The 23,797-nt window shown below is 57.4% G+C and carries 21 protein-coding genes; 6 read left to right on the top strand and 15 right to left on the bottom strand.

The window, feature by feature from the left end:
• Position 1: 1 nt before the first annotated feature.
• The 6 genes from trpC to rpe form a co-directional block, all read right to left on the bottom strand.
• Entirely contained in the window at positions 2–838 is an 837-nt protein-coding gene (trpC, locus tag ACI7MX_RS19205; RefSeq protein WP_405590517.1) for an indole-3-glycerol phosphate synthase TrpC, read from the bottom strand.
• Positions 835–1,884, bottom strand: a complete 1,050-nt coding sequence (trpD, locus tag ACI7MX_RS19200; protein WP_314489310.1) for an anthranilate phosphoribosyltransferase — start codon at positions 1,882–1,884, stop codon at positions 835–837. Before trpD ends, trpC begins: the two co-directional genes overlap by 4 nt.
• 9 nt (positions 1,885–1,893) lie before the next feature.
• The gene (locus ACI7MX_RS19195; protein WP_314489313.1) at positions 1,894–2,487 is read right to left on the bottom strand and encodes an aminodeoxychorismate/anthranilate synthase component II; all 594 of its coding nucleotides are present in this window, start codon (positions 2,485–2,487) and stop codon (positions 1,894–1,896) included.
• A gap of 11 nt (positions 2,488–2,498) precedes the next feature.
• Positions 2,499–3,986, bottom strand: coding sequence for an anthranilate synthase component I (gene trpE, locus ACI7MX_RS19190; RefSeq protein ID WP_405590521.1), 1,488 nt, complete (start codon positions 3,984–3,986; stop codon positions 2,499–2,501).
• Positions 3,987–4,056: 70 nt separating this feature from the next.
• A complete protein-coding gene (locus tag ACI7MX_RS19185; protein ID WP_405590524.1) occupies positions 4,057–4,875 on the bottom strand; it encodes a phosphoglycolate phosphatase in 819 nt (272 codons plus the stop codon).
• Positions 4,872–5,546 carry a ribulose-phosphate 3-epimerase gene (gene rpe, locus ACI7MX_RS19180; protein ID WP_122784182.1) on the bottom strand — a complete coding sequence of 225 codons (675 nt, stop codon included), beginning with the start codon at positions 5,544–5,546 and terminating at the stop codon, positions 4,872–4,874. The genes ACI7MX_RS19185 and rpe overlap by 4 nt, the downstream gene beginning before the upstream one ends.
• A 292-nt stretch (positions 5,547–5,838) precedes the next feature.
• Here rpe and ACI7MX_RS19175 point away from each other — a divergent pair, with 292 nt between their 5' ends.
• Positions 5,839–6,297 carry an REP-associated tyrosine transposase gene (locus tag ACI7MX_RS19175; RefSeq protein ID WP_405590527.1) on the top strand — a complete coding sequence of 153 codons (459 nt, stop codon included), beginning with the start codon at positions 5,839–5,841 and terminating at the stop codon, positions 6,295–6,297.
• A gap of 2 nt (positions 6,298–6,299) precedes the next feature.
• Here ACI7MX_RS19175 and ACI7MX_RS19170 read toward each other — a convergent pair whose 3' ends face one another.
• From ACI7MX_RS19170 to ACI7MX_RS19145, 6 genes are all read right to left on the bottom strand, one after another.
• Entirely contained in the window at positions 6,300–7,124 is an 825-nt protein-coding gene (locus tag ACI7MX_RS19170; RefSeq protein WP_122784180.1) for an ABC transporter permease, read from the bottom strand.
• Between the two features lie 10 nt (positions 7,125–7,134).
• Positions 7,135–8,382, bottom strand: coding sequence for an ABC transporter permease (locus ACI7MX_RS19165; protein ID WP_314489328.1), 1,248 nt, complete (start codon positions 8,380–8,382; stop codon positions 7,135–7,137).
• Between the two features lie 68 nt (positions 8,383–8,450).
• A complete protein-coding gene (locus ACI7MX_RS19160) occupies positions 8,451–9,491 on the bottom strand; it encodes an ABC transporter substrate-binding protein (protein WP_314489330.1) in 1,041 nt (346 codons plus the stop codon).
• A 35-nt stretch (positions 9,492–9,526) separates the two neighbouring features.
• Positions 9,527–10,651 carry an ABC transporter ATP-binding protein gene (locus tag ACI7MX_RS19155; RefSeq protein WP_314489333.1) on the bottom strand — a complete coding sequence of 375 codons (1,125 nt, stop codon included), beginning with the start codon at positions 10,649–10,651 and terminating at the stop codon, positions 9,527–9,529.
• 372 nt (positions 10,652–11,023) lie between these two features.
• The gene (locus ACI7MX_RS19150) at positions 11,024–11,653 is read right to left on the bottom strand and encodes a response regulator transcription factor (RefSeq protein WP_314489336.1); all 630 of its coding nucleotides are present in this window, start codon (positions 11,651–11,653) and stop codon (positions 11,024–11,026) included.
• 23 nt (positions 11,654–11,676) lie between these two features.
• Positions 11,677–14,067: a PAS domain S-box protein gene (locus ACI7MX_RS19145; RefSeq protein ID WP_405590671.1), complete on the bottom strand. Its 2,391-nt coding sequence runs from the start codon at positions 14,065–14,067 to the stop codon at positions 11,677–11,679.
• 136 nt (positions 14,068–14,203) lie between these two features.
• Between ACI7MX_RS19145 and ACI7MX_RS19140 the strand changes: the two genes are divergently transcribed.
• Positions 14,204–15,226, top strand: a complete 1,023-nt coding sequence (locus tag ACI7MX_RS19140; protein WP_405590534.1) for an alpha/beta hydrolase family protein — start codon at positions 14,204–14,206, stop codon at positions 15,224–15,226.
• Here the strand turns inward: ACI7MX_RS19140 and ACI7MX_RS19135 are convergent.
• The 3 genes from ACI7MX_RS19135 to ACI7MX_RS19125 are packed head-to-tail and all read right to left on the bottom strand — an operon-like array spanning position 15,198 to position 17,660.
• Complete coding sequence (locus tag ACI7MX_RS19135; protein WP_314489340.1) at positions 15,198–15,965, bottom strand: DnaJ domain-containing protein; 768 nt, start codon at positions 15,963–15,965, stop codon at positions 15,198–15,200. The genes ACI7MX_RS19140 and ACI7MX_RS19135 overlap by 29 nt on opposite strands.
• A 1-nt stretch (position 15,966) precedes the next feature.
• A complete protein-coding gene (gene murU, locus ACI7MX_RS19130) occupies positions 15,967–16,638 on the bottom strand; it encodes an N-acetylmuramate alpha-1-phosphate uridylyltransferase MurU (protein WP_405590538.1) in 672 nt (223 codons plus the stop codon).
• A complete protein-coding gene (locus ACI7MX_RS19125) occupies positions 16,635–17,660 on the bottom strand; it encodes an aminoglycoside phosphotransferase family protein (protein ID WP_405590541.1) in 1,026 nt (341 codons plus the stop codon). Before ACI7MX_RS19125 ends, murU begins: the two co-directional genes overlap by 4 nt.
• 131 nt (positions 17,661–17,791) lie before the next feature.
• On the opposite strand from ACI7MX_RS19125, the gene ACI7MX_RS19120 reads away from it, so the two are divergent.
• Genes ACI7MX_RS19120 through rsmA form a run of 4 tightly spaced genes read left to right on the top strand, consistent with a single transcriptional unit; the run spans position 17,792 to position 23,658 of the window.
• Positions 17,792–20,542 (top strand): LPS-assembly protein LptD, encoded by a 2,751-nt coding sequence (locus ACI7MX_RS19120; protein WP_405590544.1) that lies wholly within the window; start codon positions 17,792–17,794, stop codon positions 20,540–20,542.
• Entirely contained in the window at positions 20,523–21,857 is a 1,335-nt protein-coding gene (gene surA, locus ACI7MX_RS19115) for a peptidylprolyl isomerase SurA (RefSeq protein WP_405590547.1), read from the top strand. The genes ACI7MX_RS19120 and surA overlap by 20 nt, the downstream gene beginning before the upstream one ends.
• On the top strand, positions 21,854–22,843 hold the full coding sequence (gene pdxA / locus ACI7MX_RS19110) for a 4-hydroxythreonine-4-phosphate dehydrogenase PdxA (RefSeq protein ID WP_405590550.1): 990 nt from the start codon (positions 21,854–21,856) through the stop codon (positions 22,841–22,843). Before surA ends, pdxA begins: the two co-directional genes overlap by 4 nt.
• Positions 22,840–23,658 (top strand): 16S rRNA (adenine(1518)-N(6)/adenine(1519)-N(6))-dimethyltransferase RsmA, encoded by an 819-nt coding sequence (gene rsmA / locus ACI7MX_RS19105; RefSeq protein ID WP_314489357.1) that lies wholly within the window; start codon positions 22,840–22,842, stop codon positions 23,656–23,658. Before pdxA ends, rsmA begins: the two co-directional genes overlap by 4 nt.
• Positions 23,659–23,797 lie beyond the last annotated feature (139 nt).

The raw sequence follows: 23,797 nt of genomic DNA, 5'->3' as shown, positions 1-23,797 counted from the left end.
ATCAGTCCAGCGTCGAGCCTGTTACAGGGATGCTACGTTCAGGAAAGAACAAACGTTGCAATTCATGCCCCGGGTTCTCAGCGCGCATAAAGGCTTCGCCCACCAAAAACGAATACACGTCACTGATTTCCATCAACTCAACGTCTGCCCGATTGAGAATCCCGCTCTCGGTAATGACCAATCGATCACGCGGAACACGTGGCAACAGGTCGAGAGTGGTTTCAAGGCTGACGTCAAAGGTGTGCAAATTACGGTTGTTAATCCCCACCAGCGGCGTATCGAGGATTTTCAGTGCCCGCTCCAGCTCAGCGCCGTCATGCACCTCAACCAGCACATCCAGACCCACACCTTTGGCAACGGACGCCAATTCAGCCATTTTCACGTCATCCAGCGCGGAGACGATCAACAGCACGCAGTCGGCGCCCAACGCACGGGCTTCGACAATCTGATACGGGTCAATCATGAAGTCTTTGCGGATAACCGGCAGTTTGCAGGCTGCCCGGGCTTGTTGCAGGTAAGCGTCAGCCCCCTGAAAGAAATCAATGTCAGTCAGCACGGACAAACAGGTCGCACCGCCAGCCTCATAGCTTCTGGCGATGTCGGCAGGCACGAAATCCTCGCGAATGACGCCTTTGCTCGGGGATGCCTTTTTTATTTCGGCAATCACCGCAGGCTCCTTCAGCTTGGCCTGTGCCAGCAACGCGTTGGCAAAGCCGCGCACAGGGTCAGCCTGAGCTGCCATACGTTCAAGTTCAGCCAGACTCACCCGCGCACTGCGCTCAGCGACCTCCTGAACTTTTCGCGCCAGAATGTTTTCCAGAACGGTAGGCACACTCATGCTTCATTCTCCTGTTTGAAAACAGCGGTAAAGGCACCCAACTCTTCAAGTTTCTCCCGAGCCAACCCGGTGTGCAGCGCATCGTGCGCCAACGCCACACCTTCTTTGAGTGTGTAGGCAAGGTCTGCCGCATAAAGCGCTGCACCGGCATTGAGCACGATCATGTCGGCAGCCTTTTGTCCCGCCTCTGTTTTACGGCGGCCCAAGGCGTCACGTATCAGTTCCAGCGATTGTTCGGGGCTGTCGATCACCAGACCAAAGAGGCTCTGACTCTTGATACCCAAATCTTCAGGCTGAACCCAATATTCAGTAATTTCGCCATTACGCAGCTCTGCCACATAGGTTGGGGCTGCAAGGCTGAACTCGTCCAGACCATCTTGCGAATGCACCACCAGTACATGTTTGCTGCCCAAACGTTGTAACACTTCAGCCAAGGGACGGCACAACGCCTGATTGAACACCCCGACCACTTGATGCACAACGCCGGCCGGATTCGTAAGCGGGCCAAGCATATTAAAGAGTGTGCGCATGCCCAAATCGCGGCGGGCAATGGCCGCGTGCTTCATAGCACCGTGATGAGACTGGGCAAACATAAAACCAATACCCACGCTATCGATGCAGCGAGCCACTTGAACCGGAGTCAGGTTGAGGTAGACGCCTGCCGCTTCAAGCAAATCAGCGCTGCCACTTTTACCCGACACGGCGCGATTGCCGTGTTTGGCCACTGTGCACCCTGCGGCGGCGATAACCAATGCAGAAGCTGTCGACACGTTAAAAATATTCGCACCATCACCGCCGGTGCCGACAATATCGACCACACCGTCGAGGGTTTTAAGTTCAACCTTGTCTGCCAACTCGCGCATGACCGTGACGGCACCGACAATTTCGTCGATGCTTTCACTCTTCATGCGCATGCCCATCATGAAAGCGCCTATCTGAGCCTCAGTGCATTGACCGGTCATGATGTCGCGCATCACATCGCGCATCTCTTCAGTGCTTAGATCGAGATGTCCGACGATACGGGTCAGGGCTGTCTTGATATCCATAAAAAGTCCTTAGCGCACGCCGCCGGTTTGTTTGAGGAAATTGGCAAACAGTTCATGACCTTGTTCGGTCAAAATCGATTCAGGGTGAAATTGCACCCCTTCGATGTTCAGCGTCTTGTGGCGCAAGCCCATGATCTCGTCGACCGAGCCATCAGGTTGCTGCGTCCAGGCTGTCAACTCAAGGCACTCGGGCAAGGTCTCGCGCTTGACCACCAACGAGTGATAACGGGTCACGGTCAGCGGGTTGTTCAACCCTTGGAAGACCCCCTTATCATGGTGATACACCGGGCTGGTTTTGCCGTGCATCACTTCTCTGGCCCGCACCACATCCCCGCCGAAAGCCTGGCCGATGGATTGATGGCCCAGGCATACACCCAGAATGGGCAACTTGCCGGCGAAATGCTTGATGGCTTCAAGCGAAATACCCGCCTCATTCGGCGTACACGGACCCGGCGAGACCACGATGCGCTCTGGTTTGAGCGCTTCGATCTCGGCCACGGTCAGTTCGTCGTTGCGCACCACCTTGACGGCGGCACCCAGCTCGCTGAGGTACTGCACGACGTTGTACGTAAAAGAGTCGTAATTATCGATCATCAACAACATGGCAAAGCTCCTCAGGCGTCGGTCGTGGGGGTTTGTTCTGCGAGCGCTACCGCACGAAACATCGCACGACGTTTGTTCAGCGTCTCTTCCCACTCCAGCGCAGGCACCGAGTCAGCCACAATGCCGCCGCCCGCTTGCACATGCAGTTCGCCGTTTTTGATCACCGCTGTACGAATGGCAATGGCTGTGTCCATGTTGCCATTCCAGGCGAAATAACCCACTGCGCCGCCATACACACCACGCTTGACGGGCTCCAGTTCGTCGATGATTTCCATCGCCCGAATTTTCGGTGCCCCCGACAAGGTGCCGGCGGGCAGAATGGCACGCAGCGCGTCCATTGCTGTCAGCCCGCTTTTAAGCTGACCTGTAACGTTGGACACAATGTGCATAACATTGGAATAACGCTCGATCACCATTTTCTCGGTCAGCTTGACCGAGCCGGTTTCTGAAACGCGCCCCGTGTCGTTTCGCCCAAGGTCTATCAGCATCAAGTGCTCGGCGATTTCCTTGTCGTCACTCAGCAGGTCTTTTTCCAGCGCAAGATCGGCTTCTTCGGTCGCACCCCGCGGGCGTGTGCCGGCGATCGGGCGCACGGTAATCAGATTGTCTTCTACGCGCACCAGCACTTCCGGTGAACTGCCCACCACGTGGAAGTCACCAAAATTGAAAAAGTACATATAAGGTGTCGGGTTGAAGCAGCGCAGCGCACGGTACAAATCAATCGGCGCAGCCTTGAAGTCAATGGACATGCGCTGCGACGGCACCACTTGCATGCAATCACCCGCAAGGATGTAGTCCTTGATCGTGTCGACGGCTCTTTCGTAGTCGTCCTGCGTGAAGCTGGAACGAAACACTGGGTCAGCCGCTTGCTGCTGGGTGAAATCCAGACCGCGGCGAGGTGCCATCGGCTGACGCAGCTGTTCAAGCAGCGTCTCAAGACGGGCTTGACCTTCTTCGTATGCGTCTGGCTGAGCAGGATCAACCAGTACAATCGCGTGCATCTTGCCCGCCAGGTTGTCGAACACCACCACCGCATCCGACACCATCAACAGAATGTCCGGTACACCTAATGGATCAGGATTCGGGCACTTGCCCAAACGCTTCTCTACATAGCGCACGCAGTCATAGCCGAAGTAACCCACCAGGCCGCCATTGAACCGCGGTAAACCCGCAATGGTCGGTACGTTGTAACGGGCTTTGAAGGCTTCGACAAATGCCAGCGGGTCTTCAGACTCGTGTGCTTCGATTTCTACCCCATCGTGGGTCACGCGGATCTGGTGCTCATGCACACGCAACACAGTGCGGCACGGCAAACCAATGATCGAGTAACGGCCCCACTTCTCACCGCCCTGCACCGACTCCAGCAAATAGGAGTTGGGCTGATCAGCCAGTTTCAAGTAGATCGACAGCGGCGTGTCGAAGTCGGCAAGGGTTTCGCGGGCCAACGGGATACGGTTGTAGCCAGCAGCGGCCAAGCGCAGGAATTCTTCGCGGATCATGAGGTGCCTCGTGGTCTGAGGGTAAAACGGTCAGGTGTGCAAACGTGCCGACTCAGCGGCCAGATTCAAGTCAGGCGCGCCAACGCCAACGGGCCAGGGCCTTGATAACTTTCATCCAGAGTTTGCGAGTGACCACCACGATGGAATCTCTTCGAGAGGGGTGAACGGAATTGCCCAACGTTATCTCAGGCGCGGAATCTAAGCAACCGACTATCAGCTCTTGCAGATTGTCGATGACCATATCCGGCGACTCTTCTTCAATCGGGCGGCCGTGATTGTAGCCATAACTCAGTGCCACGCAGCGTATGCCAGCGGCTTTGGCCGCCAGCACGTCATTGCGTGAATCACCGATAAAAAGTGATTCTTCTGGTGTCACACCCGCCATTTTCATCACGAATAACAGCGCTGCCGGGTCGGGTTTTTTTTGCGGCAGCGTATCGCCGCCGATTATCCAGCGAAAAAACCGTCCCAGCTTGAGTTCATCCAACAAGGGGGCGACGAAACGCTCAGGCTTGTTGGTGATCAGGGCCATTTCAACGCCCTGTTTTTGCAACCACTTGAGGCTTTCACGCACCCCCGGATAGACCGTGGTGTGTCCATGACCGCCCTCGTAGGCCGTCATGAAAATCTCCAGCGCTTGCTCGGCTTGGGCGTCATCAACGCCCGATGCCTCGATATTGCCCGCCAGTGCGCGGCGCACCAACATCGGTGCACCGTTGCCAATCCATATCCGCACGTTTTCTATACCGGCGGGTGGGCGACCGAGCGTGTGCAGCATGGTTTCAACAGCAGCGGCCAGATCCGGCACGGAATCAATCAGGGTGCCGTCCAGATCGAACATCACCAGCTTGGGCAGTTGCCCTTTAAGCAACTGCTCGAAGCGGCTCATGGGCGCGCCAACGCAAGCTCGGCGCGCATTTTCTGGATGACTTCTTCGTAGTTCGGGGTATTGAAGATCGCCGACCCTGCGACGAACGTATCAGCGCCGGCCTCTGCAATTTCACGGATATTAGCCACATTGACGCCGCCGTCGATTTCCAGGCGAATATCACGGCCCGACGCATCGATCAGTGCGCGCGCTTCACGCAGTTTGTTCAGCGTGCCGGGGATAAACTTCTGCCCGCCAAAACCTGGGTTAACACTCATCAGCAAGACCATGTCGACCTTGTCCATTACGTACTTGAGCACGTCCAGCGGCGTGGCTGGATTGAACACCAGACCCGCCTTGCAGCCGCCCTCGCGAATTAACTGCAAGGAGCGATCGATATGCTGGGTCGCTTCGGGGTGAAAGGTAATAAAGGTCGCGCCGGCTTCGATAAAGTCGCCGATGATGCGATCAACGGGGCTGACCATCAGATGCACATCGATGGGTGCGGTGACGCCGTACTTGCGCAAGGCCGAGCACACCATCGGGCCGATGGTCAGGTTGGGCACGTAGTGATTGTCCATGACATCGAAATGCACGATATCAGCGCCAGCGGCGAGCACATTGTCGACTTCTTCGCCAAGACGGGCGAAATCGGCAGAGAGAATCGATGGGGCAATAGCGAAGGGCTGCATAACGCACCTTTAATGAGCAAAACACGGTGGCGCGCATTGTATACCGCCGACCCGTTCGCGCTATACATTTCCCCCCGTAGCAGTTGCCGAAGGCGACGTCCGGCCGCAGGCCGCAAACCCTGAAGATCCATTTTTCGTGACAGGTTTGTATCACCCATTTCACGAGCGCTGCGCACTCGGACGCAGCCTTCGGCAGCTGCTACGAGGTGGTGTAATACTTGGTCAAGGGTTGCTTCAGTGGCAAGTATGTAAGTGATCTAGGTTAAGAAAACCAATCACGGAGGGCAATGGATTGCCAACGTCAAAGAACGCTTACCGCCTGCGTATCGGCCGCCACTCTGAGCAGGGCCGCCTTTATCTTCTAACCAGTATCACCCAACAAAGACGGCCCATTTTCAAGGACTTTCATTTAGGCCGTCTAGTTGTTGAGCAGTTCAGGCAGGCGCATGACGAAGGGATCGTGACATCCAAGGCTTGGGTCGTGATGCCTGACCATTTTCATTGGCTAGTCGAACTTAAACATAAAACGCTCGCAGAAGTGATGTGCCGCGTGAAGTCGCGCAGCAGCGTGACAATTAATCAGGCTTGCCGGTCAACCGGTCGACTGTGGCAAAAGGGCTACCACGACCGGGCTTTACGCGATGAAGAGGATATAAAAGATATCGCCCGCTACATCATCAAAAACCCGATCCGCGCACGGTTGACCACGCGAATCGGTGATTACCCCTTATGGGATGCTTGCTGGATGTAGCCCTACGCCTGTGCTGTGCGCAGTTTTTCACTGCGACCGCGCAACCATTCCAACGTCAGCAATAACACGACCGAAAAACCGATCAACAATGTCGCTGCAGCAGCAATGGTCGGACTGAGGTTCTCACGGATACCGCTGAACATCTGCCGTGGCAAAGTCGCTTGCTCCGGCCCGGCCAAAAACAGCGTTACAACCACTTCATCAAAAGAGGTGGCAAAGGCAAACAGGGCGCCCGATATCACACCCGGCGCAATCAGCGGCAATGTCACCCGGCGAAACGCTGTCAACGGTGAAGCCCCCAGGCTCGCCGCCGCTCGGACCAGGTTGTGGTTGAACCCTTGCAAGGTCGCTGACACGGTAATGATCACAAACGGAACACCCAGCACGGCGTGGACAACGATCAGCGAAAAATAACTGTTGCCCAACCCCAGCGGGGCGAAGAACAAATAGCTGGCCACACCGATAATAACCACCGGCACCACCATGGGCGAGATCACCAGCGCCATGACCAACGCTTTGCCGGGGAAGTGGCCTCGGGTCAGGCCGATCGCCGCGAGCGTGCCGAACACCATCGCCAGTACCGTCGCAGCAGGGGCCACGATGACGCTGTTTTTCAACGCACGCATCCATTCCGCAGAGCCAAAAAAGTCCTGATACCAATGCAACGAAAAACCTTGCAGCGGGTACACCAGAAAACTGCCCGAGTTGAATGACAGCGGGATGATCACTAATACCGGCAAAATCAGGAACAGCAAAATCAACCCGCACAGGATGCGCAAACTGTAAAACCAGACCCGCTCAATCGGGGACATGTAGGGACTCAGCATCGCAACCTCCTCAGCTCAAACGCAGGCGTGTGGCGCCTACCAGCCAGTTGTAAATCAGGTACAGCACCACGGTCGCCAGCAAGAGCAAGCCGCCTAGCGCTGTCGCCATGCCCCAGTTGATGCTGGTGTTGGTGTAGAAGGCGACGAAGTAACTGACCATTTGATCGTTCGGACTGCCCAGCAACGCAGGTGTGATGTAGTAGCCAATGGCAATGATGAACACCAACAAGCAGCCCGCGCCGACGCCGGCGTAGGTCTGCGGGAAATACACCCGCCAGAAGCTGGCAAATGGATGACAGCCCAGTGAGATGGCAGCACGCATGTAGGTGGGGGAAATCCCCTTCATTACGCTGTAGATCGGCAGAATCATAAAAGGCAGCAGGATGTGCACCATCGAGATGTAGACCCCGACCCGATTGAATACCAACTCCAGCGGTTGATCGATCAAGCCCATGCTGATCAGCGCGCTGTTGATAAGCCCTCCCGATTGCAGCAGCACAATCCAGGCCGCGACCCGCACCAGTACCGAGGTCCAGAACGGCAGCAGCACCAGAATCATCAGCAAGTTACTTTGGCGTGCCGGCAAGTTAGCCAGCAAATACGCCAGCGGATACGCCAGCACCAGACAGATGCAGGTAATCACAAACCCCATCCAGAAGGTGCGGGCAAAAATATCGAGGTAAATGGATTGATCCGGCGTCGCCTGAGCGATTTCGCCCAAATCATCGATACGATGATCGACCGCCGCCAGCAGGTAAAACGCCGTTACGCTTGAGGTATTGCGCTTAATGGCCTGCCAATACGCCGGGTCACCCCACCGCTCGTCAAGACCCTCCAGTGCGTCCTTATATGACCCGGGGGCGGTCTTGAATGGAAGAGCCTTCGCGGTTTTCATCAGCAAGCTGCGATAGCCCGCCAACTCCATGTTCAGACGTTTGGATAAATCCCCCAACACTTGATTCTTGCGCGCCTCGGCCAAGTCTTCGCTGAGTGCCCGATAAACGGGTTCGGCAGGCAATCCTTTACCGTCCCAGCCCGCCACGGCCACGATCGTGCGCGGCAAGCCTTCAACCACTTCCGGGTTGCCGACACTTTTATAGAGCAGTGCTGCGATCGGTACCAGAAATACCAGCAGCAAGAAAATAACCAACGGCGCAATCAGTGCCTGTGCTTTCCAGCGGTTCACCCGCTCGGCATGCGCAAGACGCTTCTTCAACGTGGGGCTGGAGACCTCGTTCAGGGGAACGGCGATGGCCATGGCAAACTCCGGGAATCTTTAAACGATGGCGGCGCGATCCAGACGGTCGCGCCGCGTATCAGCGCTGCTTACTTGGCAGCCCAGGCGTTGAAGCGTTGTTCCAGCTGCTCGCCGTTATCAGCCCAGAAGCTGACGTCAATCTGTACTTGATTGGCAATGTTCTGCGGGTCGGTTGGCATCTCGGCCTGAATATCTTTAGGCAGTAAGGCCATTGCATCCTTGTTCGCCGGGCCATACGCGATGTTTTGCGAATAAACACTCTGCTGTTGCGGTTGCAGGGTAAAGGCCATGAACTTCTTCGCGGCCGCAGCCTTGTCAGCACTCAGGCCTTTAGGAATAGCCCAGGCATCGAAGTCATAGATGCCGCCATTCCAGACAATCTTGAGGTTGCTCTCTTTTTGTACAGCTGCGATCCGGCCGTTGTAGGCAGAACTCATCACTACGTCGCCTGAGGCCAGATATTGCGGCGGCTGTGCGCCCGCTTCCCACCATTGAATGCTTGGCTTGAGCTCATCAAGCTTTTTGAACGCGCGGTTCTGGCCATCTTTACTGGCCAAAACGGTGTACACATCCTTGGGAGCAACCCCGTCCGCCATCAGCGCGAATTCGAGGGTGTACTTGGCGCCTTTTCGCAGGCCCCTTTTACCCGGAAAGGTTTTGGTGTCCCAGAAATCCACCCAACTGGTGGGGGCGGTTTTTAACTTGTCGGCGTTATAGGCCAATACGGTCGACCACACAAAGAACCCGGCACCGCAGGTCTGGATGGCCCCTTTGACATACTGTTCCGGATTACCGAACAGCGCAGGGTCCAGCGCCTCAAACATATCCTCATCACAGCCACGGGACAGCTCAGGCGATTCAACCTCGACCAGATCCCAGGAAATGCTTTTGGTATCAACCATGGCCTTGATTTTGGCCATTTCACCGTTGTACTCACCGGCGATGATTTTGCCTTCCCCCTTGGCTTCCCAAGGGGCATAGAACGCTTTGACCTGTGCTGCCTTGTTCGCACCGCCAAACGAAACCACGGTCAGGTCGGTGGCCGCCAATGCATTGGCGGCGAACAGCAAGCCCAGACTCAGGGCCGTTAACTTAAAGGATGCTTGCATCGTTACTCTCCACAGGGTTGGTGAAGCCAGGGCGATTAATTCGCCTCTATGAGGGGGTCCAGCGCACGTACGTGTTCGACCTGCCAGCCCAGCGGCACGACATCCCCAACCGCGAGGGTCGGATCCAGCTCGGCAATCGGCTGTTTCACAAAAAAATCGGTCTTGCCGCAGACCTCCATCCGTACCCGCACGTGGTCGCCCAGGTAGATAAATTCTTCGACTCTGCCCGAAAACCGGTTAGCGCAAGACTGGCTGGAACCATTGAGACTGATGCGCTCGGGCCGAATCGACAGGGTGACCGGATCGCCCGTGCGCCCGACATTCACTGCCAACGCCTGAACCTTTTCACCACGGCTCAATTCGACCACGCAGCGATCCCCCTCCTGGCTGTGCAAGCGACCATTGAGGCGGTTGTTTTCACCAATGAAATTGGCCACAAAGGTATTTTTCGGTTCTTCGTAGAGACTGCGCGGCGGAGCGATTTGCTGGATTTCGCCTTGATGGAACACCGCAACCCGATCTGACATGGTCAAGGCTTCACCCTGATCGTGGGTCACGTACACCACGGTCACGCCCAAGCGTTGGTGCAGGTGCTTGATCTCCATCTGCATGTGCTCACGCAGTTGTTTGTCCAAAGCACCCAAGGGTTCGTCCATCAGCACCAGTTGCGGCTCGAACACCAATGCCCGCGCCAGCGCCACCCGTTGTTGCTGACCGCCGGACAGTTGCGCCGGATAGCGTTGAGCAAAAGCATCGAGCTGAACCATGCTCAATACGCGCTTGACCCGCTCACTGATGTCCGTTCGATTGAGGCCGCGCACCGACAAGGGAAACCCGAGGTTTTCGGCCACGGTCATATGCGGAAACAGTGCATAGTTTTGAAAGACCATGCCGATGTCACGCTTGTGCGGGGGCACGTTATTGATCGCCCGCCCCGCCAGCAGAATTTCACCGGCAGTGGGTGTTTCAAAACCGGCCAGCATCATCAGGCTAGTGGTTTTGCCCGAACCGGACGGCCCGAGCAAGGTCAGGAACTCGCCTTTGCGAATGTCCAGATTGAGGTCTTTGACGATCAGGTTTTCGCCGTCATAGCTTTTTTGCACGCCACGAAAGCTGACCAAAATATCATTCGACCCAGCGCTTGCACCGACCTCACCCATAGCCACACCTTCTGTTTTGGACTGCTGTGGCTCAAGCCTAAAGAAGCCGTCAGCCCACAGAAATCGGGGCACAGGAGAGAATGCCATCGGCAAGTTGGAAGGTTTTGTGTAGGGGGCGCCCTACACGAATGTCGTGAATGGAACGCTGGATACAGGCGCGCTCAACAATAAGGCTGAAGATCGTGTTGAAAGGGTCGTAAATAGACACGCAATATCGAATCCACAGTCCCCGTAGCAGCTGCCGAAGGCTGCGTCCGATTGCGTAGCGATCGTAAAACGGAATACACGGACGTCCTGACACAATGCGCCAGAGGGTTTAACGACGACTTCGTCGCCGGACGCAGCCTTCGGCAGCTGCTACGAGAACAGGTGTTAAACCAGCTTATGCTCCATCGCGTATTTCACCAGCTCGGCCAGCGAGGTGATGTTGAGTTTTTGCATTAACCGCGCTTTGTGGGTGCTGATGGTCTTACTGCTCAACGCCAGTTGATGGGCGATGTCGTTGACGTTGGCGCCTTGAGCCAGTCGCTCGAATACTGAGAATTCACGCTCGGAGAGTGAGGCATGCAAAGGTCGCTCATCGGTCAAGCCCACCTCGAAAACCATTCGATCCGCCAACTCCGGGTCGATATATCGCCCGCCTGCAGCCACTTTTCGAATTGCCGTCAGCAGTAACGCCGGATCGCTGTCCTTGGTCGCATACCCCGCCGCCCCGAACTTCAGCGCCCGGGCAGCCATTTGCGCTTCGTCATGCATCGACAGCACCAAAATGGCCGGCGGGTTATTCAAGGCGCGTATGCGCGGAATGGCTTCCAGCCCATTAACGCCGGGCATTGAAATATCCAGAAGCACCACCTCACAGGGCACATGGCGCAGGGTTTCCAGCAATTGCTCACCATTACTGGCTTCCCCCACCACCAACAGGTCTTTAGCCAGGCCAATCAACTGCTTGATGCCCTCGCGCACGATGGTGTGATCTTCAGCTACCAGTACACGAATCACGGCTACTTCCTTATCAATGATCACTAAAGGTGTTGATTTAACGGCACCCGTACGCTCAGCAGGGTTCCCTCGCCGGGCTGGCTCTGCAGGGTCAAAGTCCCCCCCAGCATTAACACCCGCTCGCGCATGCCGACCAAACCAAAGGAGGTCGGCCGGTCGGTCACGGGTATAAACCCCAGGCCGTCATCGCTGATGCTCAGGCACAGCTCTTGCCCCTCAACACACAAGGTCAACTCAACGGTGTGTGCATGCGCATGGCGCATCACATTGGTCAGGGCCTCCTGCAAAATCCTGAAAAGCCCTACTTCTTTGGCGGCACTGAGCGGCGGCAAATGCTCAGGCACCTGCACCAGACACGGAATGCTCGTACGCGCCTCAAAGCGTCTGGCCTGCCATTCAATGGCAGAGCTGATCCCGGCATCGAGAATGGGCGGACGCAGCGCGGTGGCCACGTCTCGCACCAGCTGAAACAACTGGGCAATCAGTTTTTTCATGCTGTTGAGGCGCTCTCGCAACCCCGGGTCAAGGTCGGCATAGGCCAATTCGCACATCGAGGTTTCCAGCTTGAGTACCGTCAGCATCTGACCCAACTCATCATGCACCTCGCGGGCAATCCGGGCCTTCTCTTCTTCGCGCACGCTTTCAAGGTGCGCCGACAACTCACGCAATTGACCGCGGGAACGGTCCAGCTCCAACTCGATGCGTTTACTGTCGCTGATGTCCCAGACGATGCCATCCCACACCACTGTGCCATCGCCAAGACGTCGGCTTATCGCTTTGATCTCAGCCCAGCGCTGCTGACCTTGACGAGTCAGAATCCGCCCTTGCCACGACCAGTCACTGTCACTGTTCAGCGCTATGTCCTGCACGCGATGGTAATCCGCCTTGTCATGCGGATGCACCAGACTGCGCAGCCCCACCTCACGCTGACGCAGCGTCGCTGGCGAATAGCCCGCCAAGTTTTCGCTGCCTTCGCTGATATACGGAAAATCCAGTTCGCCGGTCAGCAAAGAACGCTCCAGACGGAACACCAACCCCGGAACATTGGCCGCGATCCCTTGCAGGCGGGCATCGCTTTCCTGCAAAGCCGCTTGGACACGGCGCCGCTCTGTCATGTCATTGAGGTACACCACCAGGTACTCCGCATCCTTGAAGCGCAGAAAGCTCAAGGTCACGTCGGCCGGAAACTCACTGCCATCGGCACGCACGCACTGCGTTTCGATGCGCTGAACAGCGACGTCATCGGCGCGCGCGCGGCGCCATAACGTCAACCAGCGATCCATTGTCAGGCCGGGTTCGAAATCCCTTAATGGCCTGTCCAGCACCGCCCCCGCCGAGCAACCCAACAGCGCTTCGGCGGCCTGATTGGCGTAGCGAACGTGGCTGTCCCAGTTGACCCAGAGAATGCCCACCGGGCTTTGATCAATTGAAAATTGGGTCAGGCGCAAGGCTTCAGCGCTGGCGGCACTCTGTACGACCTCTTCACGCGCCTTCAACAAAGCATGCTCCAAAGCACTCTGTTGCCGGCGCTGCCACACCACCAAAGCAATGCTTGCCAGCAACAGCGCACTGATCAGCATACAAAGGCTTTGCCAAAAGCCAGGAGACTGACCCGCACGCGGGTATTTAGGTTGTAGCCACTGGCTGTGCAGTTGTTCCATATCGCGGGCGGGAATCGCATGCAGCCCTCGCTCCACAATGGCAGCCAATTGCGGCCAGTCCTGACGCGTTGCTACCCGTAGCAATTGTGGAAACCCTATATCGCCCACCACCGCCAGACCGGCAAATTCGGGCTCTGCGGAAAGGCGCGCCAATTGTGCTTCGTCGATTACCGCATAGGTGGCCTGCTGACTCAGCAACAGCTGCAAGGCCTGACGCTCCAGCGGGACGCCTTGTAGATTGAGCCCCGGGTAACTGGCGCGTAAAAAGTCAGCCGTGACGCCGGGCATGCGCACTGCAACACGGGTTTGGCTGTCAATGCGCTCAAGGTCAACCGCCCCCCCGCCAGTACGCTCCCCGACCAGCAACTGCGGAACTCGCATATAAGGGTCAGAAAAAAGCCACAAACGTAAGCCTGCCGGGGTTTGTGTCAAACCCGGCGCAAGGTCGATCTCGCCGCTACGAGCGGCCTCTTCAAGCTGCGCAAGGTCGGGGTAATTACGCCAGACCAACTCAATGCCCAAGCTTTGCGCCAGCCATTTCATCAGTTCTACATTCGCCCCGGACAAGCGCTGCATTCGCTGGTCAAATTTGGCATAGGGGGCCTGCAACACCAGCCCCACACGCAGCGCTTTATGTTGCGCCAGCCACTGCTGCTGTTCGGCGTTCAATTGCGCGGCAGGTATGGATGCAGCCTGGCCTATAAAGGGCAGCGATAACCAGCCGATAACCAACAGACAGCAAAACCGCTTCATCTGAATACTCACACCCTGACACATACTGACTAACCCATTCGAGTCTGTTCCCGTTTCATTGCAGCCGCGACACGGCTTGCAATGAAACGGGAACAGACCCTAGGCTGCCGGGATTACTTCTGGCCTGGACTAACCGATGTCTTTTTACCGTCTGGCACTTGCAACCGTCTCTCTGTCGTTGATGCTGCCCTGCGCTCTCCCGGTGCTGGCCGCCGACCCGGCACCCGAAACCAATCCCGCGATTGCCGAGCCAGAAGTTCGCCCACTGCTGCAAGAACGCAGCCAGGAAGACGCGGCCGCCCTTGAGCGGCACGTGGCGCAAAACGAGCAGCAGCCGTTGCAAGCAGGCCAAGACAGCTTTCTTGCGCTCTGGAAGCCTGCCAACAACAGCGAGCCCAGTGGTGTGGTGATCATTGTTCCGGGCGCCGGCGAAAACGCTGACTGGCCCGTCACTGTCGGCCCGTTACGGCGCAAACTGCCTGACGCCAACTGGGCCAGCCTGAGCCTGAGCCTGCCCGACATGCAGAGCACAGCCAGCCAGCCTCGCCCTGTTGAGCAAGAGAAACCTCCTACAGAGCCTGCGCCGAACAGTAGCAGCAAAGACGCCAGCACCACAGCCAAACCCATCGAGCAAGCCGCCAGTGCTGGCACCGACAGCACCGCGACACCCTTGCAAGCCAGTGAATCATTCGAGGCCATGAGCAACGCGGATGCTGCGCGAATCTTTGCACGCATTGACGCGGCGCTGGCCTTTGCCCAGCAACAAAACATGCGCACGGTCGTGTTACTGGGCAACGGCACCGGCGCTTACTGGGCAGCCCGGTATATCAACGAAAAGAAACCGCCCCAGATCGCGAAGTTAATTATGGTGGCTGCCGTAACGCCCGATCAGGTGACACCAGAATTGAGTCAACTGACTCCCAAGCTCACGGTGGGCTTACTGGATGTTTTCTATAACGACACACTGCAGGCACGCAAAAGCGCTTTGCAACGCCTGCAAGCCAGCAAACGGGCGAACCAGCACAACGTTGTTCAAGTAGGATTGATGGCCTTGCCCGGCAACCGCGAAGCCGAGCAGGAACAGTTAATGCGCAGAGTGCGTGGCTGGCTCAGCCCTCAGCCAGCACCCACTAACGAAAGCCGCGCTGCTCGCGAATAAGTGTGTAAGCGTGATGCAGCTCACGGGTTTTTTCTGTGGCTTCGCGCACTTGGGCTGCGCTGGCCCCGCTACCGGCCACTTTGTCCGGGTGGTGACGACTGAGCAAACGCCGGTACGCACGTTTGATCTGGTCCGGCTCAGTGTTAGCGGTCACGCCAAGTAACGCCAGCGACTGTTGATAAGTGCCTCCTCGCGTTGCCGGCGGTCTTTTTTGCGGGCCGTAATCCGCGCCAAGAGCCTGCACGTGTTGAGCGCTCCAGCCCAACCATCGCCCCCAGAGCAGAATCAACTCACGCTCTTTTGGGTCCACTCGACCGTCTGCCCACATCATCCGCCAACAGGCACGCAGTACAGCTTCAGCCGCATGCGGCTGACGGCTCAACCGCCGCAGGTCCCCACGTAAAGAATCACTCCCGCTCTTGCCGCGGTTGAAAGCCGCAATCGCTCTTTGCTGCGCGGAGCCGTCCATGTCGAGCAAACGCATTTCCTGTCGGGCAAGCGCGATGTGCTTGTCCACCACCCGCCCGCCGCTTTTGGCCAGACGCCCCAGCAGCACGAACAGCAACTCATCATTACGCAGCGCCGGTCGACCGCCCAAGCGCTCTCGCAGATGCGCCCAGCTGTGCAGTTGCAGGCGCCGGTCCAGCGTCTGTCCCAATAAAGCGCCCAACATGGCCCCCGGAATGCTGGCTATTAAATAGCCGGCACCGGCTCCGATCAGAGTCCCTGGCCACAGCATCTTAGTCCTTGCCCTTAATCAACGATTCAACCTCAGCTAAACGCTCATGAGTGCCTACATCCACCCATTGCCCCTGCAAACGCTCGCCTGTCACGCGCCCGGCCGCCATGGCCTTGCGCAGTAACGGGGCCAGTTTAAATGCGCCCGTCTCGGCACCTTCGAACAACGCCGGGCTCAGTACGGCAATACCGCTGTAGGTCAAGGTGTCACTTCCCGGCGGGGCATCGAGCACCTGTGTACCCGCAAGGCAGAAGTCACCCTTGGGGTGGTGCGCCGGGTTGTCGACCAGCACCAGATGCGCCAGCCCCGTCAAAGGCGCGCGCAGGCCAGCGAAGCTATAGTCGGTCCAGATGTCACCGTTGACCACGGCAAAAGGTTTATCGCCCAACAGCGGTAATGCTTTAAAAATACCGCCGCCGGTTTCGAGTGGTTCGCCTTCGGCCGAATACTGAATACTGACGCCAAAACGCGAACCATCGCCCAAGTGATCTTCTATCTGCTGGCCCAGCCAAGCGTGATTGATCACGATCTCGGTAAAGCCCGCCGCCGCGAGTGCACGCAGGTGGTACTCGATCAGTGGCACGCCGCCCACGCGAACCAGCGGTTTAGGTGTGTGGAGGGTTAAAGGACGCAAGCGTTCACCCTTGCCCGCCGCCAAAATCATCGCTTTCATTGCACAGCCTCAGGCGACGCAGGAAGGCTGGCGAACAACTCAGCCAATTCGGCCAATTCCGGGCGGCGCGCTACAACGGCGTCTATATAAGAAAAGAAGCGCGGCACATCGGCCAAATAACGCGGCTTGCCGTCGCGGTGGCAGATGCGGGCAAAGATGCCGATCACTTTCAGATGTCGCTGCACGCCCATCAAATCACTGTCGCGCCAGAACGCATCAAAGTCGTCGCCCACGGGTATACCCAGTGGCGCTGCCAGTTGCCAGTAATCGTTGAGCCACGTGTGCACACGCTCTTCTGGCCAGCTGAGAAAGGCGTCCTTGAACAGGCAGGTGATGTCATACGTCACCGGGCCATACACCGCATCCTGAAAATCCAGCACGCCGGGGTTAGGAATACTGAGCATCAGGTTGCGCGGCATAAAGTCGCGGTGCACCAAGACTTGGGGCTGCGCCAGCGCACTGTCGATCAACAGCGTGCTGATCCGCTGCCACAGGGCCTGTTGCCGTTCATCGAACTCAATGCCCAAGTGGCGACGCACATACCACTCGGGGAAGAGTTCAAGTTCACGACGCAGCAAAGCCTCGTCATAACGGGGCAACGGCGCATCCATCGGCAATTGCTGGAAGGCCAGCAAGGCCTCAATGGCGTCCTTGAACAGACCTTCAGCGTTATCACTGTGGATCACGTCCAGAAAGGTTTTATTGCCCAGATCGTTGAGCAACAAGAAGCCGCGCTCCAGGTCTTGAGCATAAATTTTCGGAACATTTATCTCGCTGATTCGCAATAAATCGGCAATCTCGACGAAAGGTTTGCAGTTTTCCTGGGGGGGCGGCGCATCCATCACAATAAAACTGCGGCCCTCGCCCTCCCAGCGAAAATAGCGCCTAAAACTCGCGTCACTGCTGGCGGCAGTCAACGTGGCCGGGGGTACAGCGCCCCAACCCTGCGTCGAAAACAAGGTTGCCAGCTGCTCATCGAGCCAATCTTTAAGGTGTTGCAAGCGTACATCTTGGTCAGGCATTACAAGGGTCTCCGACGGCGCTAGCCGTCAAGCGGGTCATGCTTTATTATCCAGAATCTTTTCCAGACCATCGATAGGCGTGCGGTCCCCCACCGCGGGCTGATGGCACGCAGGAAGCCCGGACTAATAAGATGGCATTGAAATCCCCCGCGTTTCGTAAAAAATTTCCGTTGCTGGTAACCGGCAGTTTGCTGGCCATGCAACCCCTAGCCATGCCGTTCGCTGTTGCCGAGGAGCAGTATGACTGTTCCGTGTCGGCTTCGGGAGGCTGGGATTGCTCGCCGAAAACGACGGCTGCGCAATTACCGCCCCGTCCAGCGCACAGCACTGCTGTGGCCGATGCTACAGGCGAGGTGAGCGAGCAAGAAGCTCCTGCCCCGCTGGTAACGTCAGCCAAGGGCCGTGGGCTGCAGGCACGCAGTGCCGACTATAGCCACCTTGACTGGGTGCCTCGCGACAAGCTCACGCCTGCACAGCTGGCCGAAACCGGGCCTTATTGCTCGGGTTCGTATGTCGAGCCTATTCGTCCGGGCATGAATGACACCACCAGCAAAAGCGACTCGCCGACGTTTGTGGGCGCCAAAGCCTCCCGCTATGAGCAGGAATCGCAGGTCGCAACCCTGGCCGGTGACGTTGTGATGCGTCAGGGCAGCATGCAGGTCGAAGCCGACGAAGCCAGCCTGTATCAGGCTGAAAGCCGCGGCGAACTCAATGGCAACGTCCGTCTGCGCGACAACGGCGCTCTGATCGTCGGCGATCACGCTGACGTTCAGCTGGACACTGGCGCTGCCAAGGTCGACAACGCCGAGTACATCCTGCACAAGTCGCGCATCCGCGGCAGTGCGCTGTACGCCAAGCGTGCCGAAGACGCAATCATCCGTCTCAAGGACGGTACGTACACCACGTGCGAACCGAACAGCAACGCCTGGCAGCTCAAAGGCAACAACATCACGTTGAACCCGGCCACCGGTTTCGGTACGGCCACCAACGTGACGTTACGGGTTAAAGATATTCCGATCTTCTACACCCCGTACATCTATTTCCCGATCGACGATCGCCGCCAGTCCGGTTTCCTGCCGCCGTCTTTCAGCAGCAGCACCGACACCGGCTTTACGCTCGTGACGCCGTACTACTTCAACCTGGCACCGAACTACGATGCCACGTTGTACCCGCGTTACATGACCAAGCGCGGCCTGTTGATGGAAGGCGAGTTCCGCTACCTGACAGAGTCCAGCGAAGGTCAGTTCGGCGCCGCGTACTTGAACGACGATGAAACCGAACGTAAGGATCAGTCGGATTACACCGACAAGCGCTATTTGCTCAACTGGCAGCACAAGGGCGGTCTGGATTCGCGTGTATTGACGGAAGTCGACTACACCAAGGTCAGCGACCCGTACTACTTCCAGGACTTGCAAACCGACCAGATCGGCGTTGAAAACCGCGACTACCTGAATCAGCAAGCCGCCGTCAGCTACCGTGGCGACTCTTACACGGCCAAGCTGAACGTGCATGCTTACCAGTTGTCGACCGTGACCCAGGTCACGCCGTACAACCAGATGCCGCAGCTCACCTTCAATGGTGCCCTGCCGTATCACCCGGGTGGCGTGAACTTCAACTACAACACTGAACTGGTGCGGTTCGAGCGCGATCTGGAAAATGGTGATTACACCAACGAAGATGGCACTGTAGCCCCACGCCTCGACAACAACGTCGCAGGCCTGGCACGCGCCAACGGCACCCGTCTGAATCTGGCACCGTCCATGAGCTTGCCGATGACGGCTAGCTACGGCTATGTGACGCCAACCCTCAAGTACATGTACACCCAGTACGATCTTGATCTGGACAGCAAGGGCAAGAGCACGCTGGCTGCTGGCGATAAATTCGACAGCTCAGTCAACCGTAGCGTCCCTATCGCCAGCGTCGACAGCGGCTTGTACTTCGACCGCAATACCAACTGGTTCGGCACCAACTATCGCCAAACGCTGGAACCGCGTGCGTTCTATCTGTATGTCCCTGAGCGCAATCAGGACGACATCCCGGTTTTCGACACCAGCGAAAGCACGTTCAGCTACTCCTCGCTGTGGCGTGACAACCGCTTCACCGGCAGTGACCGCGTGGGCGATGAAAACAAACTGTCGCTGGGCTTGACCAGTCGCTGGATCGAAGACAACGGCTTTGAGCGTCAGCGTGTCAGCATCGGCCAGGCGTACTACTTCAAGGACCGCAAGGTTCAGTTGCCGGGTATTAGCGCAGATCGCTCGGATGCGACCTCAGACGTATCTCCGTATGCGCTTGAGTACGCCTATCGCTTCAACCGCGACTGGCGTGCAACCGCAGATTACAACTGGGACCCAGAAACCCACAGCCCACGCTCTGGCAGCGCGATGATGCACTACCAGCCTGAAGACAATCCGAACAAGATCGTCAACCTCGGCTATCGCTATCGCAACGATCAGGTTCGCTACGACCAGTACACCGGTAAGTGGGTAGTCGGCGGTGGTGATTACGGCACCAAGGGTCAGCCGGGTTACATCAAGGATTACTACAAAATCCAGCAGCACGACTTCTCGGTTATCTGGCCGATCGTGCCGCAATGGAGCGCCATCAGCCGCTGGCAGTACGATTACAACCGCAACCGTACCCTGGAAGCCTTTGGTGGTTTCGAGTACGACAACTGCTGCTGGAAACTGCGTCTGATCAGCCGTTATTGGGTCTCCAACGACGAGTACACCCAAGAAGCCCCTCAAAACGAGAAGGGCGATCATGGTCTCTTCCTCCAAGTTGTGCTGAAAGGTCTCGGTGGCGTAGTCGGCACCAAAGTAGAGAGCTTCCTCGACAAAGGCATCCAAGGTTATCGTGAACGTGAAGATCAAGCTTTCTGAGTGTTTGCGCCCGCTATTGCTGGGCGCGTTGTTCCTGGGTACTGCGGCTCACGCCGCGGTACAGCCCCTTGACAAGGTTGTGGCCATCGTCGACAACGACGTGATCATGCAGAGCCAACTCGACCAACGGGTCAAGGAAGTTCAGCAAACCATTGCCAAGCGTGGTCAGGATGTCCCTCCTGCCAGTGTTCTGGATCAGCAGGTGCTTGAGCGTCTGATCGTCGAAAATCTGCAATTGCAGATCGGCGAACGCTCCGGCATCCGCATCACCGACGAAGAACTGAATCAGGCCATCGGCACCATTGCCCAGCGCAATAACATGACCGTTGACCAGTTCCGTCAGGCACTGGCCCACGATGGTCTGTCGTATGAAGATGCGCGCGAGCAGGTGCGCCGTGAAATGATCATCAGCCGGGTGCGCCAGCGCCGTGTGGCAGAGCGCATCCAGGTGACCGACCAGGAAGTGAAGAACTTCCTCAAGTCGCCAATGGGCGCCATGCAGCAGTCCGACGAGTACCGTCTGGCCAACATTCTGATTCCAACGCCTGATCGCGCGAGCTCGGAAGATATTCAGGCAGCAGGCAAAAAGGCCGTCGATATCTACAACCAGCTCCAGCAAGGCGCGGATTTCGCCAAGCTGGCCATCGCTCACTCCAGCAGCGACAACGCGCTGGAAGGCGGCGACATGGGCTGGCGTAAAGCGGCTCAATTGCCACCGCCGTTCGATGAAGAGCTGAGCCGGATGAACGCAGGCGACGTGACCAAGCCTGTCCGCATCCCGACGGGTTTCATCATCCTCAAGGTGAATGAAAAGCGCGGCGGTAACACGGTTGTGACGGATGAAGTTCATGTTCGCCACATTCTGGTCAAACCGAGCGAAATCCGCACCGAAGACGACACCAAGAAGCTGATCGACAAAATCTACGACCGCGTCAAATCGGGTGAAGATTTCGCGACTCTGGCCAAAACTTACTCGGAAGACCCAGGCTCAGCCCTCAACGGCGGCGACCTGGACTGGATCAACCCGCAATCGCTGGTTCCAGAGTTCCGCGAAGTCATGGCAAACACCCCGCAAGGCGTGCTGTCCAAGCCATTCCAGACTCAATACGGCTGGCATGTACTGGAAGTACTGGGTCGTCGCGCAGTCGACAACACCGCCAAAGCCAGCGAGCAGCAAGCCATGAACACCTTGCGTAACCGCAAGTACGATGAAGAGCTGCAAAACTGGCTGCGTCAGATCCGTGACGAAGCCTATGTAGAGATCAAGTTGCCAGGCGCCGACTCGCAAGAGAGCGCTAACCAGGCAGCTCAGTGAAAACACAGCGTTTTGCACTGACACCCGGAGAACCGGCAGGCATAGGTCCCGACCTGTGCCTGCTACTCGCCTCGCAACGCCAGCCGCACCCCCTGATTGCCATCACCAGCCGCGACCTGCTCCTTGAGCGGGCTGCGCAACTGGGTGTGGCGGTCATTTTGCTCGCTGTCACACCTGCTGACTGGCCTGATCAGCCGGCACCCGCCGGTAGCCTGTATGTATGGGATACACCGCTTAACGCCCCCGTCACCGCCGGTACACTGGACAAGGCCAATGCAGCCTTTGTGCTGCAGACCCTGACCCGTGCTGCACGTGGCTGTGTCGAAGGCGATTTCGCGGGCATGATCACCGCTCCTGTGCATAAAGGCGTGATCAATGAAGCCGGGATTCCGTTCTCCGGCCACACAGAATTCCTCGCAGACCTGACCCAGACCGAACAAGTCGTGATGATGCTCGCCACGCGCGGACTGCGCGTGGCGTTGGTCACCACTCACCTGCCCCTGCGTCAGGTCAGCGATGCTATAACCCCCGAGCGCCTGATGCGGGTCACCCGCATTCTGCACGCGGATCTACAACAAAAATTCGGTATTGCCCAACCGCGTATTCTGGTCTGCGGGCTCAATCCGCACGCCGGTGAAGGCGGTCATTTGGGCCATGAAGAAATCGACATTATTGAACCTACGCTTGAGCGCCTGCGCAGCGAGGGCATGGACCTGCATGGCCCGTTGCCTGCCGACACTCTGTTTACCCCAAAATATCTGGAACACTGCGATGCAGTGCTGGCGATGTACCACGATCAGGGCTTGCCCGTGTTGAAATACAAAGGCTTTGGTGCCGCCGTCAACATCACGCTGGGCTTGCCGATCATCCGCACGTCTGTCGACCACGGCACAGCCCTGGATTTGGCAGGCAGCGGCAAAATCGATACCGGTAGCCTGCAAGTCGCGCTGGAAACCGCCTACCAGATGTCCGAGACCCGTTTATGACTGAGCAATTCCAACACAAAGCGCGCAAACGCTTTGGTCAAAACTTCCTGCACGATGCAGGCGTAATTGACCGCATTTTGCGTTCCATCAACGCCAAAGCCGGTGATCGCCTGCTGGAAATCGGCCCGGGCCAGGGTGCCTTGACCAAAGGTATTCTGAACAGCGGCGGCCAGCTGGATGTCGTTGAACTCGACAAAGACCTGATTCCAATCCTCAACCAGCAGTTCGCGGGCATGAGCAACTTCACCCTGCATCAAGGCGATGCACTGAAGTTTGACTTCAAAAGCCTCAACGCCGCCCCCCGCACACTGCGCGTAGTCGGCAACCTGCCTTACAACATCTCCACACCGCTGATTTTTCACCTGCTGAAAAATGCCGATCTGATTCGTGACATGCACTTCATGCTGCAAAAAGAAGTGGTTGAACGTATGGCCGCAGGCCCTGGCGGCGGAGACTGGGGTCGTCTGTCGATCATGGTTCAGTACCACTGCCGCGTCGAACACCTGTTCAACGTGGGCCCGGGTGCGTTCAATCCGCCGCCAAAAGTCGACTCCGCGATTGTCCGTCTCGTGCCGCACGAAACCCTGCCACATCCAGCCAAAGACCATCGCCTGCTGGAGCGCGTCGTTCGCGAAGCCTTCAACCAGCGCCGCAAAACCCTGCGCAACACGCTTAAAGCCTTGCTCAGCAACGCTGAAATCGAGGCTGCAGGCGTCGATGGCAGCAAGCGTCCAGAGCAACTCGACCTGGCTGCCTTCGTGCGCCTGGCCGACAAACTCAGCGAGCAACCCGTCGCAGCGCCCGCTGCCGACTGATCGCCGAGCACCCTGGCGGTACCAAGCCTAAGGTCTATTCCCGTTTCATTGCAGCAGCGACGCGCATTGCATTGAAACGGGAACAGACCCTAGACTCAGGCATCAGTTAAATCCCGAACTGTGTCTTCGCTTTCAAGTA

Origin of the sequence: Pseudomonas sp. 2024-210, assembly GCF_045062345.1 — a bacterium.
Taxonomy (GTDB): domain Bacteria; phylum Pseudomonadota; class Gammaproteobacteria; order Pseudomonadales; family Pseudomonadaceae; genus Aquipseudomonas.
This window is presented reverse-complemented; position numbering and strand designations above follow the sequence as displayed.